A 16,141-nucleotide genomic window follows, 5' to 3' on the forward strand; every position below is an offset into this window, starting at 1 on the left:
CATGACGTGGACAAACGGGAGGGCACGTGACGCCCACGCAGATCGCCGCGCTGATCGTCGCCGGAGCGTTCGTGCTGCTGGTCCTGCTGCTGGCGGTGCCGCTGATCAAGCTCGGCAAGACCTTGGACGAGGCGAGCACCGCGATCAAGAAGACGCAGGAGAACAGCGACCCGATCTTCACCGGCGCGAACACGACGCTCACGCACGTCAACACGCAGCTGGATCGAGTCGACGGCATCACCTCCAACGCCAAGACCATCAGCGGCAACGTCTCGGCGTTGTCGTCGCTGTTCACGGCTACACTGGGTGGCCCGCTCGTGAAGACGGCGGCGTTCTCCTACGGCGTGAGCAAGGCGCTGAAGGCCCGCCGCAAGCGGAAGCAGGAACCGACCGGACGGCACTACCGCCGCAAGAACAAAGGGGTGCGCAAGTGAGGCGCCTTTTCTGGTTCGGCGCGGGCATCGCAGCAGGCGTCGCGCTGACCCGCAAGGTCAACGAGACCGCTCGGAAGGCGACCCCCACGGGGATGGCCGAGCAGGTCGGCGGTGCCATGCGCGAAATCGCCGGAGCGGTTGGCTCGTTCGGTGCCGACGTGCGGGCCGGGATGCAGGAACGGGAAGACCAGCTGCAGGATGTGGTCGTGAACACCGACCAGGTCCGGCGGGTGGCCGCCGATTACGACGCCGAGCGGCGAGCTCGTCGGGCGGGCCGCTGACACCGGCGCTTCCCGCGCCGCCCGGCCGCTCGCCGACACCCGCAGCCGTGTCCGTGACCTGACCAAAATTCCCAAGGACTCCCAGTGCAGACCCACGACATCAACCACCGGTTCACCGAGCACTTCAAGGGCCGCGGCCACACCGTCGTGCCCAGCGCGTCGCTGATCCTCGACGACCCGACGCTGCTGTTCGTCAACGCGGGCATGGTCCAGTTCAAGCCCTACTTCCTGGGCGAGGCGCCGGCTCCGTACCCGCGGGCGACGAGCATCCAGAAGTGCGTGCGCACCGGTGACATCGACGAGGTCGGCAAGACCACCCGGCACAACACGTTCTTCCAGATGGCGGGCAACTTCTCCTTCGGCGATTACTTCAAAGAAGGCGCCATGGAGAACGCCTGGGAGCTGCTCACCAAGTCGGTGGCGGACGGCGGCTACGGCATCGACCCGGCCCGCCTGTGGGTGACGGTCTTCGAGAAGGACGAGGAGGCCGCCGGGCTCTGGCAGAAGGTCTGCGGCATCCCGGCCGAGCGGATCCAGACCCGCGATGCCAAGGACAACTACTGGGACATGGGCGTTCCGGGCCCGGGCGGGCCCTGCTCGGAGATCTACTACGATCGCGGTCCGGCCTACGGAAAGGAAGGCGGTCCCGTCGTCGACGAGGACCGCTACATCGAGATCTGGAACCTGGTGTTCATGCAGGACATCAGGGGCGAGTTGCCGCCCAAGGACGGTCACCCGCCGATCGGTGAGCTGCCCACCAAGAACATCGACACCGGCATGGGCGTCGAGCGCGTGGCCTGCCTGCTGCAGGGCGTGGAGAACGTCTACGAGACGGACCTGGTCCGGCCGGTGATCGCCAAGGCCGAGGAGCTCTCCGGCCGCCGCTACGGCGCCACCGAAGAGGACGACGTGCGGTTCCGCGTCATCGCCGACCACGCCCGCTCCGGCGTGATGCTCATCGGTGACGGCGTGACCCCTGGCAACGAGGCTCGCGGCTACGTGCTGCGCCGCCTGCTGCGCCGCATCGTGCGCTCCACCCGCCTGCTGGGCGTGCAGGAGCCGGTGCTGGGCGAGTTCGCGCAGATCGTGCGCGACGCGATGTCGCCGAGCTACCCCGAGCTGGTCACCCAGTTCGACCGCATCGACTCGGTCATGCGCAACGAGGAGGACGCCTTCCTGTCGACGCTGACCGCCGGGTCGAAGATCTTCGACATGGCCGTCACCGACCTGCGCAAGAGCGGCGGCGCGACCCTCGCGGGCGACAAGGCCTTCCAGCTCCACGACACCTACGGCTTCCCGATCGACCTGACGCTGGAAATGGCGTCGGAGCAAGGTCTTTCGGTTGACGAGCAGGGCTTCCGGGACCTGATGGCCGAGCAGCGCAACCGCGCCAAGGCCGACGCCAAGGCCCGCAAGTCCGGCCACGGCGACCTGTCGACCTACCGCACTCTGCTCGACCAGCACGGCACGACCGAGTTCATCGGCTACACGGATCTGGAGTCGCACAGCCGGGTGCTGGGCCTGCTGGTCGACGGGCAGCCCGCGTCCCGGGCCGCCGCGGGCAGCGAGGTCGAGCTGGTCCTGGACCGCACCCCGTTCTACGCCGAGGGCGGCGGTCAGATCGCCGACACCGGCAAGCTGGTCGGCCCGGGCGTCGCGGTCGAGGTCTACGACGTGCAGCGGAGCGTCCCCGGTCTCTTCGTGCACCGCGCGAAGGTCCTGGAGGGCGAGCTGGGCGTGGACACCACGCTGGAGACCTCCGTCGACGCCCGCCGCCGCCAGGCGATCGAGCGCTCGCACTCCGCGACCCACCTGGTGCACGCGGCCGTGCGCAGCGCCTACGGCAAGCGCGCCGCGCAGGCCGGTTCGCTGAACTCGCCGGGCCGGATGCGCTTCGACTTCACCGCCCCCTCGGCGGTGTCGGCGGACGTGCTGGCCGGGGTCGAGGAAGAGGTCAACGACTACCTGCAGACCGACGTCGAGGTGAACTCCTACACGACCAGCATGGACCGGGCGATGGAGCTCGGTGCGATGGCGCTGTTCGGCGAGAAGTACGGCGACCAGGTCCGCGTGGTCGACATGGGCGACTACTCCCGCGAGCTCTGCGGTGGCACGCACGTGCCGCGCATCGGCCACCTGGGCGTGGTGAAGCTGGTGTCGGACTCCTCGGTCGGTTCCGGCGTGCACCGCGTCGAGGCGCTGGTCGGCATGGACGCGATGCGCCACATCAGCAAGGAGCACCTGCTGGTCACCCAGCTCGCCGAGCAGTTCAAGGTTCCCGCCGAGGAGCTGCCCGAGCGCATCCAGGGCGTGGTCAGCAAGCTGCGCAGCGCCGAGAAGGAGCTCGCGCAGCTGCGCATCTCCCAGGTGCTCAACTCCGCCGGTGAGCTCGCCGACAAGGGCACCGACGTGCACGGCGTGACGCTGGTGGCCGAGCAGGTCCCGGACGGCGTGGACGGCAACGCGCTGCGCGCGCTGGCGGGGGAGATCCGCGGCCGACTGGGTTCGCGTCCGTCGGTCGTCGCGCTGTTCGCCGCCGACGAGGGCAAGGTCAGCTTCGTGGTCGGCGTCAACGACGCGGCCCGCGACCAGGGCATCGCCGCGGGCAAGCTGGTTCCCAGCTTCGCCGCCGAGGTCGGCGGTCGCGGTGGCGGCAAGCCGGACATGGCCCAGGGCGGCGGTTCGAACCCCGCGGGCATCACGGCCGCCATCAGCGCGCTGCGCACCGGCGTCGATCAGGTGGTGGCTGGCGGGTGAACGAGCACCAGCAGGCGGATCCCGGTCCGGGACGTCGGCTCGGTGTCGATGTCGGGGCGGTCCGGGTCGGAGTCGCTCTGAGCGATCCCGCTCCGATGCTGGCGACCCCGCTGGAGACGTTGCGCCGGGACGAGGAAGGCGGCACCGATCTCGCGAAGATCGCCGACCTCGTCTCGGAGCACGACGTGGTGGAGATCGTGATCGGCTTGCCCAAGACGTTGGCGGGCAGGCACGGTTCCGCTGCGGAGATCGCGCAGGCCTACGGGGCCGCGCTGATCGAGAAGGTCGCACCGATCCCGGTGCGGTTCCACGACGAGCGGTTGACCACTGTGACGGCCAGCCGGAAGCTGTCGAAACGCGGCGTGCGGGGGAAGAAGCAGCGCGCCGTCGTCGACCAAGCGGCAGCGGTGGAGATCCTGCAGGCGTACTTGGACGGCCGGGGGCAGAGAACACGAGAGGAACTCCCGTGACCGACGATCTCGGATTGTTCGCCGATGAGCCCGGCGAACACCGCCGACGACGCCCCGATCCGGAACGATTCCGCCGCCGCAAGAGGCGTCGCTGGGTGACCGCGCTGGCGGGCCTGTTCGTCCTGGTGCTGGTCGGTGGCGGCGTGGGCTACGGAGCGCTGCAGATCATGCGGATCGGCTCCTACGAGGATTACGACGGCGAGGGCAACGGCAGCGTCGTCGTCGAGGTCGCCTCCGGCGACACCGTGGGCGACATCGGCAAGGCGCTCTCCGAGAAGGACGTGGTGGCCAGCACCAAGGCGTTCACCGCCGCGGCCGCCGAGAACAAGCAGATCAACTCGATCCAGCCCGGCTACTACCTGATGCGCAACCAGATGTCGGGCAAGGCGGCGGTCAGCCACATCCTGTCCGAGGACGCGAAGGTCGGTCGGGTCGACATCCGCGGTGGCATGCGGCTGGAGGACCAGGCGGCGCCCAACGGGGGCACCACGCCGGGAATCCTGACCAGGCTCGCCGAGGCGACCTGCGCGAACAAGAACGAGGCGTGCACCACCTCCGAGCAGATGCACAAGGCGGCCGAGACGGCGGACCTGGCGGCGATGGGCGTGCCGGACTGGGCGATCGCCGACGCGTCGAAGGCCGAGCCCCGGCGCCGGCTGGAAGGCCTGATCATGCCGGGCGTCTACGACGTCAAGCCCGGTGAGTCGGCGGAGAACGTGCTGCGCGACGTGGTCACCAAGTCGGCGGCGCAGCTGGAGGTCGCAGGCCTTCCCAAGCTCGCCGCGAGCACCGGTCACTCGCCGTACGAGGTGATGATCATCGCCTCGCTGACGCAGAGCGAGGGCCTGGCCAAGGACTTCCCGCGGGTCGCCAGGGTCATCGAGAACCGGCTGGGCCAGCCCGCGATGAGGCTGGGGCTGGACTCGACGATCAACTACCCGCTGGACAAGCCGACGTTGCTGACCAACAGCTCCGACCGGCAGCGGCCCGGCCCGTACAACACCTACATGAACTACGGGCTGCCGCCGACGCCGATCTCGGCGTTCAGCAAGGAGGCGTTGCAGGCGGCCGAACGTCCCGCTCCGGGGGAGTGGCGCTACTTCGTGAAGTGCTACCCGGACGGCACCTCCTGCTTCGCCGAGAACCAGGAGCAGCACGACGCCTACATCAAGGAAGCGCAGGCACGTGGCGCGTTCTGATCAGCAGGCCGCGGAGCGGCGGGCGGCGGTGCTCGGCTCACCGGTCGAGCACTCGCTGTCGCCGGTCCTGCACGGCGCCGCCTACGTCGCGCTGGGTCTGCCCTGGACCTACGAGCGCGTCGAGGCGGACGCCGAGCGGCTGGTCGAGTTCGTCGGCGGTCTCGGCCCGGAGTGGGCCGGGCTGTCGGTGACCATGCCCGGCAAGCGGGCCGCGTTGCGGGTGGCCGATGAGGTCACCGAGCGGGCTGACGCGGTGGGAGCGGCGAACACGCTGGTCCACCGCGAGGACGGGAGCTGGTTGGCCGACTGCACGGACGTGGACGGTGTCGTCGGCGCCCTGCGCGCGGCGGGCGGGTTCACCGCCGGTCGTTCGGGGCTGATCCTCGGTGCGGGCGGGACCGCCGTGGCGGCGCTCGCCGCGTTCGCCGACCTCGGTCTGGCGGAGGCGACGCTCGCGGTGCGCGAACCGGCCAGGGCGGCCGAGGCGCTGGAGGCGGCGGAGCGGATCGGCCTGCGCGTGCGGGTCGAGCGCCTCGGCGCGATCAGCCTCGCCGACGCCGCCACCAGCCACGACGTGGTCGTCTCGACGCTGCCCGCAGGAGCGGTGGATCCGCACGCGGCGGATCTCGCGAAGTCGGCCTGCGTGCTGGACGTGATCTACCACCCGTGGCCGACGCCGCTGGCGGAAGCGGTCGAGGCGGTCGGAGGCCGGTTGGCGACCGGGCTGGACATGCTGCTGCACCAGGCGTTCGGCCAGGTCGAGCACTTCACCGGGAGCCCGGCCCCCAGCACAGCCATGCGAGACGCCCTGGCCCGTGCCACCGGCCACGCCCTACCCTTCTGACCTGGCTCCCAGCCGCATCCGGCAATGCGGTGACCTGCCGCCGCGTTCGACACCGCAGCCGCAGACGAAGAACGGCGCCCCCCCGGTGAAGGAGGGCGCCGTTCTACGCGTGGGTCTCAGTCCATGTCGGTGGCCACGAGCTTGGCTACCTCGTCGAGGGCCGCTTCCGCGCCGTCGCCCTCGGCGGACAGGATGACCTCGTCGCCGTGCGAGGCGCCCAGCGTCATCAGCCCGAGGATGCTCCCCGCCTCGACGGGCTCGTTGCCCTCCTTGCGGATGGTGATCACCACGGGCTGGGCCGCGGCGGTCTTGGCGAGCAGCGCCGCGGGCCGCGCGTGGATCCCGACCTTGCTCGCTACGGTGACCCGTCGTTCAGACATGTCTCTCCTTCGTCGGGGGCGGGAACCGACCCGCGCCGCCTCTACTTCTTCTCGGAGGCCGGCGCGGCGTCCCCACCGGCATTATCCGCAACGGCCGAGGCGCTGTCGTCCTCCTCGCGCCCCGGAGTGCGCAGGTTCCACTTGGCGATGACGAACCGGAACACCACGTAGTAGATGACCGCGTAGCCCAGGCCGATCGGGATCAGCCAGATCGAGCCCTGGGAGATGCCGAAGTTGAGCAGGTAGTCGATCGCACCGGCGGAGAACCCGAAGCCGGAGTGGATGTCCAGTGCGTTGACCAGCGCCAGCGAGGTGCCGGTCAGCACCGCGTGGATCAGCAGCAGCGGCCACGCGACGAAGATGAACGAGAACTCCAGCGGCTCGGTCACACCGGTCAGGAACGAGGTCAGCGCGACCGAGATCATCACGCCGCCGACGACCTTGCGCTGCTCCGGCTTGGCCGACTGCCAGATCGCCAGCGCCGCCGCGGGCAGCGCGAACATGAAGATCGGGAAGAAGCCGGTCATGAACGTGCCCGCGGTCTGGTCACCCGCGAAGAAGCGGGCGATGTCGCCCTTCTCGCCGTTGTAGTCGCCGAAGAGGAACCAGACGACGTTGTTCGGGATGTGGTGCAGACCGAAGGGCAGCAGCAACCGGTTGATCAGACCGTAGAGACCGCCACCGATGACGGCCTGGGAGGTCACGGCGTCGGAGAACGCGGTCAGCGCGGCGTCGAACAGCGGGAACAGCAGACCCATGACCACGCCGATGACCAGCATCGACACCGCGGTCACGATCGGCACGAACCGCCTGCCGCCGAAGAAGCCCAGGTAGTCGGGCAGCTTGATGCGGTGGTAGCGCTGCCACAGCCAGGCGGCCACGAGACCGGCGACGATGCCGCCGAGCACGCCGTAGGGGCTCTTGTTGAACGACGTCCCCTCCTCGGTGCCGGCGATCTGGGTCAGCACGCCGTGCAGCACCAGGTACCCGACGGCACCGGACAGCGCCGTCGAACCGTCGGCCTTCTTCGCGAAACCGATCGCGACACCGATGGCGAACAGCAGCGGGAGGTAGTCGAACAGCGCGCCACCGGCGGCGCCGATGACCCCGGCGACCGGCTGCAGCCACGCCATCGACGCGCCGAGCCCTTCCGCTCCGAGCAGGTCGTCCTGGCCGAGCCGCTGCAACAGGGCCGCGGCCGGCAGCACGGCGATCGGCAGCATCAGGCTGCGGCCGATGCGCTGCAGCTGCGCGAGCCCTCTGTTGCTCCCCTTCGCCCTGGCGGCGGTGGAACTCATCGGATACCTCCTGCTTGGTTCACCGGGGTTGGGTGATCATTGCAAACGATGTCGGTGGTGCGCTGGTTCGAGTTGTCCGGTTCTCGCCTCACAGCTCGGCCGGATCGCGGTCGAGCTGCATGGTCACCTGATATCGGTCGCCGCGGTACCAGGAGGTCATGTCCTCCACCGGCCGTCCGCGAGCGGTGGAGATCCGCCGGAACACCAGCAGCGAGCAGCCGGGGCGGATGCCGAGCAGGCCCGCGGTCTCGGCGTCGGCGTCATCGGCCAGCACCGTCTGCGTGCCCGACTCCAGCGGCAGCCGGTACCGCTGCGACAGCAGCGTGTACAGCGAGGCCGTGAGGTCTTCGTCGAGGAGCCCCGGGGTGGCCTCCGGGTGGTACCAGCCGCGCTCGACGGCCATCGGCATCCCGTCGGCCTTACGCAGCCGGAACAGCCAGAACGCGGTCTCCTGCGGTGCCAGTCCCAGCGCCTGCGCGGTGGCCGGGGGCGGGACCGCTTCGCGGGCGTCGAGGAGCGAGGTCTCAGGGTGCATCCCCCGGCGGCGCATGTCCTCGGTGAACGAGGCCAGGTGGACCTGCCAGTCGATGCGCGGGCGCGTGGTGAAGGTGCCCTTGCCGCGCACCCGCTCCAGGACGCCCTCGGCGCACAGCTGGCCGACCGCCTCGCGCACCGTCAGCCGGGAGACCCCGTAGCGCAGCGCCAGCTCGCGCTCCGACGGGACCGCGGCGCCCGGGGGGAGCTCGCCTGCGGCGAGTTCGCGCAGGATTTCCCGCAGCTGCGCGTGTTTCGGCATCGGCCCGTCGGGCAGGCCGCTGGAGCGAGCGCGCTGGACGGAACTTGGTCCTTCGCCCATGCCTCCTCCTGCCGTGCCACCCTGGCCTTCGGGCCCCTGTCGCGAATCCGCTGTCTCGAACTCGCCGCTGGTTCGGATGAGAAACGTGACCGTTCGTTGGTACTGTCCGGTCTAAACCAGTTGGTTGCGAAGAATGCGCCGTCATGCGATCAGGTGTCAACCAGGCTCCGTTTTCGTTGCCGCATCGACATCACGTGGCGCAAGATCGTCGCGCTGCGGTGTTCGATCCGCGGCGGGAGCACGAAGGGAGCACGTGGTGGCTCAGAACAAGGCCGAGGCGATCCTCTCCGCGCTGGGCGGCGGGGACAACATCGTCGAGATCGAGCCGTGCATCACGCGGCTGCGCTGCGAGGTCGAGGACGGCTCGAAGATCGACGAGGCGGGTCTCAAGGCCGCCGGCGCGCACGGCGTGATGCTGCAGGGCACGGTCGTGCAGGTCGTGGTCGGGCCGGAGGCGGACACGCTGGCCGGCGACATCGAGGACCTGATGTGAGCACCGAGGTCGGCAGCCCGGTAGCGGGTCTCACGGCGGCGCTCAGCGACGTCCCGGACCCGGTGTTCTCGCAGGCCATGGTGGGTCCCGGTCTCGCGGTCAAGCCCTCCGGCGGGGAGGCCGACGCGGTCGCTCCGGTCGCGGGTCAGGTCGCGACGCTGCACCCGCACGCGTTCGTCATCGTCGCTTCGACCGGTGGTGCGGTGCTGGTGCACCTGGGCATCGACACGGTCAAGCTCAAGGGCGAGGGCTTCACGCTGCACGTCGCCAAGGGCGATTCGGTGGAGGCGGGGCAGAAGATCGTCACCTGGAACCCCACGGAGGTGGAGGCTCAGGGCTACGCCTCGATCTGCCCGGTGGTGGCGCTGGAAGCCCAGGCCGAGTCCCTGGCGGACCTCCGCGAGGACACCCAGGTCGTCCCGGGCGACCACCTCTTCAGCATCGACGCCTGAGGCCCGATGGGCGGTTTTGGTCCGAATTGACCGGGCAAATGGGACTTTGATCATGGACGGTTCGGACCAAAACCGCCCAGGGCCCCACCAGGCACTCCCGACACGCGGGCCTTCGCCCAGAGCCTCCCCAAGCCCGGCGGAGTCCCGGGCACGCTGCCGGGATGAGCGCGTTGATCTTGGGTGTGGCTGGAGTTCTCGCCGGTTGGGCGGGGCGCAGGTGGCTCGGTCGGCTTCGTCGTGGAGCGGTCGTGCCCGCGGGGTGGTGCGAGGGCGTGATCGCGGTCGCCTGGGCCGTGGTCGGGCTGCGCGGGATGCCGTGGTGGTGGATCGCGGTGCCGCTCCTGCTGGCGTGGGGCGGAGTTCTCCTCAGTGCCTGTGACCTGCGGGTTCACCGGATTCCCGACGCTCTCACGCTGCCCGCCTACCCCGTTCTGACCGCGCTGCTGGGGCTCGCCGCGTGGCACCGGCCGGAGATCGCGCTCGGCTCGGTGGCCGGTCTGGTGCTGTTCGGCGGAACGTATCTGCTGGTCAGGCTCGTGGCACCGAGGGCTATGGGCGGTGGGGACGTCAAGCTCGCCGGTGTCCTGGGTGCCGCCGGAGGAGCGGTGTCGGTGCCGGCCGTGGCCGGAATCATCGCCGCCGCGGCCGCGTTCACGCTGGTCGCAACCCTGTCGCGGCGGGTGGGGGCGGTGGCGCACGGTCCGGCGATGATCGTTCCGTCCTGGCTGGTGACGCTGACCTGGCCCTGACCCACCCGGGCGCGTTCCTCCTGGGTAGAGCGTGGCAGGATCTACAGGTGTGTTGCGCTGGATGACCGCTGGAGAATCGCACGGCCCCGCCCTCGTTGCGGTGCTGGAAGGCATGGTGGCCGGAGTCGAGGTCACCTCGACCGAGATAGCGACCCAGCTGGAGCGTCGCAAGCTCGGTTTCGGGCGCAGCCCGCGGATGAACTTCGAGTCCGACGAGCTGGAGATCATCGGTGGCGTCCGGCACGGGCGCACCCAGGGCGGCCCGATCGCGGTGCGCATCGGCAACACCGAGTGGCCCAAGTGGGAACAGGTCATGGCCGCCGACCCGGTCGACGAGGACGTGCTGGCCGACCTGGCCCGCAACGAGCCGCTGACCCGCCCGCGTCCCGGTCACGCCGACATCGCCGGCATGCAGAAGTACGGCTTCGACGAGGCCCGCCCGGTCCTGGAGCGGGCGAGCGCCCGTGAGACCGCCGCCCGCGTCGCCGCCGGAACCGTCGCGCGGCAGTTCCTGCGCCAGCTGTTCGGCGTGGAGATCGTCAGCCACGTCGTCAGCCTCGGTGGCGTCGACGCCTCGGGTGAGGTGCTGCCGGGCCCCGACGACCTCGCCGCGATCGACGAGAACCCGGTGCGGGCCTTCGGCGACACCGCCACCGAGCGGATGATGGCCGAGGTCGACGCGGCCAAGAAGGACGGCGACACGCTCGGCGGCGTCGTCGAGGTCATCGCCTACAATCTCCCCCCGGGCATCGGCTCGCACGTGCACTGGGACCGCAAGCTCGACGCGCGCCTGGCCGGTGCGCTGATGAGCATCCAGGCGATCAAGGGCGTGGAGATCGGCGAGGGCTTCGCCAACGCCCACCGCCGGGGCAGCGCCGCGCACGACGAGATCTACCCCGACCAGGGCGTCAACTGGGTCCGCCGCGACAGCAACCGCGCCGGTGGCCTGGAAGGCGGCATCACCAACGGCGAGCCGCTGATCGTGCGCGCCGCGAAGAAGCCCATCTCCAGCCTGCCGCGCGCACTGGCCACTGTGGACATGGTGACCGGTGAGCCCGCGCAGGCGATGCACCAGCGCTCCGACATCACCGCCGTGCCGCGCGCAGCCGTGGTCGCCGAGACGATGGTGGCGCTGGTGCTGGCCGAGGCCGCGCTGGAGAAGTTCGGCGGCGACTCGCTGCCGGAGACCCGCCGCAACGTCGAGGGCTACCTCGCCTCGCTGCGCGAGCGCGCGGAGAAGCGGCAGGTGCGGTGATGTCGCCGCGCGCGATCGTGATCGGCCCGCCCGGAGCGGGCAAGAGCACCATCGGCAGGCTGCTGGCCGAACGCCTCGACGCGCGGTTCCGGGACACCGATGCCGACGTCGTGCAGAGCACCGGCCGCGAGATCTCCGACATCTTCGCCAACGACGGCGAGCCCGCGTTCCGGGAGCTGGAGGAGCAGGCCGTCGACACCGCGTTGCGTGAGCACGACGGCGTGCTCGCGCTGGGCGGCGGAGCGGTGCTCTCCGAGCTGACCCGCGAGCGGCTGGCCGGGCACCCGGTGGTCTTCCTGACGGTGGGCCTCGCCGAAGGCGCCCGCCGCGCCGGTCTGTCCACAGCCCGCCCGCTGCTGGCCGGGGTCAACCCGCGCGCCACGTTCAAGGCGCTGCTGGACGCGCGCATGCCGATCTACCGCTCGGTGGCCGCCGTGGAGGTCGCCACCGACGAGCTCGACCCCGCGCAGGTCGTCGACCGGGTGCTCGCCGACCTCAACGCGCTCGCTTCCCACTAGTGCGTGCGGGCCGATCGGGTTCTCCGACTCGCCCCGCCGCCCAGCACGACCTCGATACCCTCTTGAGAACACCACGATTGCCGAAGGGACGACGATGACCGAGCCGGTTCGGATCAGCGTGAACGGCCAGCAGCCCTACGACGTGGTCGTCGGCCGGGGCCTGCTCGGTGAGCTGGTGGAGTTCCTCAGCGACGCGTCGAGCGTCGCCCTGGTGCACCAGCCCACGATCACCGCCACCATCGAGGCGGTCCGCGAGGAGCTGACCGAGGCCGGCATCGACGCGCACCGCGTCGAGATCCCCGACGCCGAGGACGGCAAGAACCTGCAGGTCGCCGGGTTCTGCTGGGAGGTGCTGGGCAAGATCGGCATGGACCGCGACGGCGTCGTGGTCTCCTTCGGCGGCGGCGCGGTCACCGACCTCGGCGGGTTCGTCGCGGGCACCTGGATGCGCGGTGTGAAGGCCGTGCACGTGCCCACCACGCTGCTGGGCATGGTCGACGCCGCGGTCGGTGGCAAGGCCGGCATCAACACCGACGCGGGCAAGAACCTGGTGGGCCTGTTCCACGAGCCGAGCCTGGTGCTGTGCGACCTGGCGACGCTGGAAGGCTTGCCGCGCAACGAACTCCTCGCAGGCATGGCGGAGGTCGTCAAGGCCGGTTTCATCGCCGACCCCGAGATCCTGCGGCTCATCGAGGCCGACGCGGAGGCCGCCACCGACCCGGCCGGTGAGGTGCTGGCCGAGCTGGTCCGCCGCTCCATCCAGGTCAAGGCCGACGTCGTGTCCTCGGACCTCAAGGAGTCGCACCTGCGCGAGGTGCTCAACTACGGGCACACGCTGGCTCACTCCATCGAGCGGCGCGAGCGCTACCGCTGGCGCCACGGGGCCGCGGTCAGCGTCGGGCTGGTCTTCGCGGCGGAACTCGCCCGGCTGGCGGGACGTCTCGACGACGACACCGCCGACCGGCACAAGCGCATCCTCGACCAGCTGGGGTTGCCCACCACCTACGACCCGGACGCCCTGGGCTCGCTGATGGAGGGCATGAAGGCGGACAAGAAGAACCGCTCCGGCGTGCTGCGGTTCGTGGTGCTCGACGGCCTGGCCAAGCCGGAACGGCTGGAGGGCCCGGACCCGTCGCTGATCGCCGCCGCTTACTCGGCCATCACCGGTGGTGAGAACAAGTCCAGCACGGAGGTGCTGCTGTGAAGGTCCTCGTCCTCAACGGGCCCAACCTGGGGCGGCTCGGCAAGCGCGAACCCTCGGTCTACGGCAGCACCACCTACGCCGACCTCGTGTCGATGTGCGAGCGGGCGGGCACGGATCTCGGAGTCGAGGTCGAGGTGCGGCAGACCGATCACGAGGGCGAGATGGTCGGCTGGCTGCACGAGGCCGCCGACGCCGCCTGGCCGGTGGTGCTCAACGCGGGCGCGTGGACCCACTACTCGGTGGCGGTGCGCGACGCCGCCTCGCAACTGACCGCCGACCTGGTCGAGCTGCACATCTCCAACGTGCACAAGCGAGAGCCGTTCCGGCACACCAGCTACCTGTCCGACATCGCCACCGCGGTGATGGCCGGACTGGGCGTGGCCGGATATCCGCTGGCGATCCGCTGGCTGGCCGAGAACGCGGGGGAGTAGTGCGCGGTTCCGGCCGGCTGCCGTTATGCCTGGTCGCCGTCGCGCTGCTGGCGGGGTGCACGCACGTCTCCGGCACCCCCGTCGCCCCGGTCGCGCAGCAGCGGCGACCGGCTCCGGTGCCGCAGCCGGTGGAGCTGACCACGGGTGCCGAGCGCGGGAGCCCGGGCGTGGTGGCGGCGGGCGGGCAGCCCGCGCCGTACAACTACGGGCCGACGGTGCTGGCCGAGGACGGCCGGTACCGGGCGTGGTGGTGCAGCCAGCTGCCGGGCGTGGGCCCGGCGGGCGACGACGTCCTGCACGCCTCGTCGGCCTCGCCGGACGGTCCGTTCTCCGAGGGCGGTGCGCCCGCGGTCCCGGTCTTCTCCGGTGAGCCGGGGCGTTTCGACGGGATGCACACCTGCGATCCCTCGGTGCTGCGGGTGGGCGGCGAGTACTACCTCTACTACACGGGTGCGGCAGGGGATCACGCGCACGGCAACGCCATCGGCGTCGCCCGCAGCGCGGACGGCATTGCCTGGACCCGCGGTCCCGCGCCGATCGCCTCGGCGTCGGGAGAGGTGCAGCGGGCCAACGTCTACGGCGCCGGGCAGCCGTCCGCGGTGTTCGTGGACGGCTGGTTCTACCTGATGTTCACCGACACCACGGCGAAGGGCGCCGGCTGGAACGGAGCCGGGCAGTTCGTGCTGAGATCGCGAGACCCGTTGTTCGGCAAGGGAGTTCAGGCGCTGACCGAGCGCGGGTTCCGCCCGGCGGGCGGGCAGCGCGAGCGGTCGGTGGCCGACGCGTTCAGCGCGGACTGGGCCTACTCGCCGACGCTGGACGCCTTCGCCATCGCGCACCAGACCGCAGGCGGGACGCGGATCACCTTCTGGGACAGGGAGTTCACCCGGCATCCCTACGAGCCGGTGACGGTTCCCGGTCCGTGGCAGGAGGGGCCGGGGCTGGTCCGCGACGGGGAGGGGCGGATTCGTCCGTCCACATCGGACCCGTGCGGGACCGTGCCGCTCGACGTCCTGCGCGCCACCGGGCTGGGCCCGGCTCCCACCGACATCCGGCACTTCGGCATCGACATCACCGATGCGGGCGGCTGCGGCACCGCCCCGAGGGCGGCCCGGACGCTGGAGGGGTTCGCGGTTCCGTCGCCGGTCCGCACGGTCGACCTCGTGCACGACGGCGGGAAGGTCCGGTTCGAGCGCCGCTCGGTCGCCGAAACCCTGGCGGCCGGGGTGCTCGACGACCGGCCGGACGCGGTGGACGCCCTCCCGGTGGTCGCCGAGATCGCCTCGGGCGCCCCGGCTCTGCGGTCTCCGTCGGGCACGGTCGGCCTGCTCGACGCGAAGGGCCGTTTGTGGGTGGTCACCGAGGAAGCGGCGAAGGCGAACGCCTCCACCATCGCCGACGTGACGGACTCGCAGTGGCGAACCCACCCCGTTCAGGCCGACCTCCGCCCGGGCGCACGTTGACAACGAACGTTGGCATCGCGCAGTTTTAGTCCAAACCGAGGACCCTCGACGCCCGAAATGTCCGCTCAGTTTGGACTAAGGGGTCGTTGCAGAATCACCTTGCTTGGCGGTGCGGGTAGCGGAACCTCACACGCCGCCTGGACTCCGTGCGCCACTCCTGATGTATGCCAATACACGGCGTCGCGGCGTACTCGCCAGACGACGTGTGAGAACCCGCGGCGGTGCCAGCTGAGTCCCACACCTGAAACAACGGCTCCGCCGCATTCTGAAACGACCCCTAAAACTGGGATTTCACCCACCTGGGTTCGCAACGGAGTCGGTCAGGTCCGGACGGAGCCGGTCAGGACGGGGTGCCTTGGTGGAGGGTTTCGACCTTGAGCTGTTCGCCTGGGAGGTCGGGGTTGCCGCAGGCGGTTTCGGCCAGGGGGATGAACAGCGAGTCGTACTCCTGGGGCGGGTAGATGCGCAGGCCTCGGGCTTCTTCCGGCCGGCAGGTGGCGGGGTCGTAGTTCTCCGCGTGCGGGGACGCGAGCGGCGCCCACGCCTGGGCCCCGGCTCGCAGCGTGATGGCCGGTCCCTTGTCGCCGACGCGGTCGGCGGGCTTGCCGATCTGGTGGCCGTCCTCGCCACCGACGAACGACACACCGGCGAATCCCTGGATCTCGCAGGTGCGGCCGCCGGAGTTGGTGAACTGCAGCGCCCGGTGCACGGTCCCGGCTCCGGCGTCGACGTACTTCACCGTCACGGTCAGGTCCGCGACCTCGCACAGCCGCTCAGCGGACTGCTCGCCCTCGTCCGGCACCGTCTCGGAAGGTTCGCTCGCGGTTTCCGACGGTTCCGCCTCGCTCGGCGGGGGCTCCTCGGTCGCCTGGGCTTCCGACGAGGTCGCGGGGGCCTCGACGACCACGCCGCTGGACGACGCGTCGCCGCCTTCCTCGTCGCAGGCGCTGAGGCCTGCCGTCAGCAGTGCGGCCGTTGCCGCCAGGATGATCCTCGTCCGAGCCATGTTCTCCCGCCTCCTCCGCGTCGATCACTCATCTCCAGAAGACGCGCATCG

At 70.6% G+C, this 16,141-nt stretch carries 18 protein-coding genes; 14 read left to right on the forward strand and 4 right to left on the reverse strand.

Annotated elements, in window-relative coordinates; all coding sequences use genetic code 11:
* Nucleotides 1-26: 26 nt before the first annotated feature.
* The 6 genes from ACYVF3_RS05210 to ACYVF3_RS05235 all read left to right on the forward strand — a co-directional run bounded on the left by ACYVF3_RS05210 (nucleotide 27) and on the right by ACYVF3_RS05235 (nucleotide 5,985).
* Nucleotides 27-434 (forward strand): DUF948 domain-containing protein, encoded by a 408-nt coding sequence (locus ACYVF3_RS05210; protein WP_461153042.1) that lies wholly within the window; start codon nucleotides 27-29, stop codon nucleotides 432-434.
* Nucleotides 431-715, forward strand: a complete 285-nt coding sequence (locus tag ACYVF3_RS05215; RefSeq protein WP_461153043.1) for a hypothetical protein — start codon at nucleotides 431-433, stop codon at nucleotides 713-715. The genes ACYVF3_RS05210 and ACYVF3_RS05215 overlap by 4 nt, the downstream gene beginning before the upstream one ends.
* A gap of 84 nt (nucleotides 716-799) precedes the next feature.
* Complete coding sequence (alaS, locus tag ACYVF3_RS05220; protein ID WP_461153044.1) at nucleotides 800-3,472, forward strand: alanine--tRNA ligase; 2,673 nt, start codon at nucleotides 800-802, stop codon at nucleotides 3,470-3,472.
* Nucleotides 3,469-3,942 (forward strand): Holliday junction resolvase RuvX, encoded by a 474-nt coding sequence (gene ruvX, locus ACYVF3_RS05225; RefSeq protein ID WP_461153045.1) that lies wholly within the window; start codon nucleotides 3,469-3,471, stop codon nucleotides 3,940-3,942. The genes alaS and ruvX overlap by 4 nt, the downstream gene beginning before the upstream one ends.
* Complete coding sequence (locus tag ACYVF3_RS05230; RefSeq protein ID WP_461153046.1) at nucleotides 3,939-5,141, forward strand: endolytic transglycosylase MltG; 1,203 nt, start codon at nucleotides 3,939-3,941, stop codon at nucleotides 5,139-5,141. Before ruvX ends, ACYVF3_RS05230 begins: the two co-directional genes overlap by 4 nt.
* The gene (locus ACYVF3_RS05235) at nucleotides 5,128-5,985 is read left to right on the forward strand and encodes a shikimate dehydrogenase (RefSeq protein WP_461153047.1); all 858 of its coding nucleotides are present in this window, start codon (nucleotides 5,128-5,130) and stop codon (nucleotides 5,983-5,985) included. The genes ACYVF3_RS05230 and ACYVF3_RS05235 overlap by 14 nt, the downstream gene beginning before the upstream one ends.
* 116 nt (nucleotides 5,986-6,101) lie before the next feature.
* Here ACYVF3_RS05235 and ACYVF3_RS05240 read toward each other — a convergent pair whose 3' ends face one another.
* The 3 genes from ACYVF3_RS05240 to ACYVF3_RS05250 all read right to left on the reverse strand — a co-directional run bounded on the left by ACYVF3_RS05240 (nucleotide 6,102) and on the right by ACYVF3_RS05250 (nucleotide 8,519).
* Entirely contained in the window at nucleotides 6,102-6,365 is a 264-nt protein-coding gene (locus ACYVF3_RS05240; protein ID WP_461153048.1) for an HPr family phosphocarrier protein, read from the reverse strand.
* 41 nt (nucleotides 6,366-6,406) lie between these two features.
* The gene (locus ACYVF3_RS05245) at nucleotides 6,407-7,663 is read right to left on the reverse strand and encodes a PTS transporter subunit EIIC (RefSeq protein WP_461153049.1); all 1,257 of its coding nucleotides are present in this window, start codon (nucleotides 7,661-7,663) and stop codon (nucleotides 6,407-6,409) included.
* An 88-nt stretch (nucleotides 7,664-7,751) separates the two neighbouring features.
* On the reverse strand, nucleotides 7,752-8,519 hold the full coding sequence (locus ACYVF3_RS05250; RefSeq protein WP_461153050.1) for a GntR family transcriptional regulator: 768 nt from the start codon (nucleotides 8,517-8,519) through the stop codon (nucleotides 7,752-7,754).
* A 133-nt stretch (nucleotides 8,520-8,652) separates the two neighbouring features.
* On the opposite strand from ACYVF3_RS05250, the gene ACYVF3_RS05255 reads away from it, so the two are divergent.
* From ACYVF3_RS05255 to ACYVF3_RS05290, 8 genes are all read left to right on the forward strand, one after another.
* Complete coding sequence (locus ACYVF3_RS05255; protein ID WP_461153051.1) at nucleotides 8,653-9,012, forward strand: glucose PTS transporter subunit EIIB; 360 nt, start codon at nucleotides 8,653-8,655, stop codon at nucleotides 9,010-9,012.
* Nucleotides 9,009-9,464 (forward strand): PTS sugar transporter subunit IIA, encoded by a 456-nt coding sequence (locus tag ACYVF3_RS05260; RefSeq protein ID WP_461153052.1) that lies wholly within the window; start codon nucleotides 9,009-9,011, stop codon nucleotides 9,462-9,464. Before ACYVF3_RS05255 ends, ACYVF3_RS05260 begins: the two co-directional genes overlap by 4 nt.
* Before the next feature lie 161 nt (nucleotides 9,465-9,625).
* Nucleotides 9,626-10,213, forward strand: coding sequence for a prepilin peptidase (locus tag ACYVF3_RS05265; RefSeq protein WP_461153053.1), 588 nt, complete (start codon nucleotides 9,626-9,628; stop codon nucleotides 10,211-10,213).
* Nucleotides 10,214-10,262: 49 nt separating this feature from the next.
* The gene (aroC, locus tag ACYVF3_RS05270; RefSeq protein ID WP_461153054.1) at nucleotides 10,263-11,468 is read left to right on the forward strand and encodes a chorismate synthase; all 1,206 of its coding nucleotides are present in this window, start codon (nucleotides 10,263-10,265) and stop codon (nucleotides 11,466-11,468) included.
* Nucleotides 11,468-11,986, forward strand: a complete 519-nt coding sequence (locus tag ACYVF3_RS05275; protein WP_461153055.1) for a shikimate kinase — start codon at nucleotides 11,468-11,470, stop codon at nucleotides 11,984-11,986. Before aroC ends, ACYVF3_RS05275 begins: the two co-directional genes overlap by 1 nt.
* A gap of 94 nt (nucleotides 11,987-12,080) precedes the next feature.
* A complete protein-coding gene (aroB, locus tag ACYVF3_RS05280) occupies nucleotides 12,081-13,190 on the forward strand; it encodes a 3-dehydroquinate synthase (protein ID WP_461153056.1) in 1,110 nt (369 codons plus the stop codon).
* Nucleotides 13,187-13,621 (forward strand): type II 3-dehydroquinate dehydratase, encoded by a 435-nt coding sequence (gene aroQ / locus ACYVF3_RS05285; RefSeq protein ID WP_461153057.1) that lies wholly within the window; start codon nucleotides 13,187-13,189, stop codon nucleotides 13,619-13,621. Before aroB ends, aroQ begins: the two co-directional genes overlap by 4 nt.
* Nucleotides 13,621-15,084, forward strand: a complete 1,464-nt coding sequence (locus tag ACYVF3_RS05290; protein WP_461153058.1) for a beta-xylosidase — start codon at nucleotides 13,621-13,623, stop codon at nucleotides 15,082-15,084. Before aroQ ends, ACYVF3_RS05290 begins: the two co-directional genes overlap by 1 nt.
* A gap of 340 nt (nucleotides 15,085-15,424) precedes the next feature.
* Here the strand turns inward: ACYVF3_RS05290 and ACYVF3_RS05295 are convergent, their stop codons facing one another.
* Nucleotides 15,425-16,090, reverse strand: a complete 666-nt coding sequence (locus tag ACYVF3_RS05295) for a DUF4232 domain-containing protein (RefSeq protein WP_461153059.1) — start codon at nucleotides 16,088-16,090, stop codon at nucleotides 15,425-15,427.
* Between the last annotated feature and the right edge of the window lie 51 nt (nucleotides 16,091-16,141).

This window comes from Saccharopolyspora tripterygii (assembly GCF_054778355.1).

Bases quoted from the DNA above. Each gene is read 5' to 3' on its own strand.
- ACYVF3_RS05295 (WP_461153059.1), bottom strand. From the start codon at position 16,090: ATGGCTCGGACGAGGATCATCCTGGCGGCAACGGCCGCACTGCTGACG.
- ACYVF3_RS05250 (WP_461153050.1), bottom strand. From the start codon at position 8,519: ATGGGCGAAGGACCAAGTTCCGTCCAGCGCGCTCGCTCCAGCGGCCTG.
- ACYVF3_RS05275 (WP_461153055.1), top strand. From the start codon at position 11,468: ATGTCGCCGCGCGCGATCGTGATCGGCCCGCCCGGAGCGGGCAAGAGC.
- ACYVF3_RS05255 (WP_461153051.1), top strand. From the start codon at position 8,653: ATGCGCCGTCATGCGATCAGGTGTCAACCAGGCTCCGTTTTCGTTGCC.
- aroB (WP_461153056.1), top strand. From the start codon at position 12,081: ATGACCGAGCCGGTTCGGATCAGCGTGAACGGCCAGCAGCCCTACGAC.
- ACYVF3_RS05245 (WP_461153049.1), bottom strand. From the start codon at position 7,663: ATGAGTTCCACCGCCGCCAGGGCGAAGGGGAGCAACAGAGGGCTCGCG.
- ACYVF3_RS05265 (WP_461153053.1), top strand. From the start codon at position 9,626: ATGAGCGCGTTGATCTTGGGTGTGGCTGGAGTTCTCGCCGGTTGGGCG.
- ACYVF3_RS05240 (WP_461153048.1), bottom strand. From the start codon at position 6,365: ATGTCTGAACGACGGGTCACCGTAGCGAGCAAGGTCGGGATCCACGCG.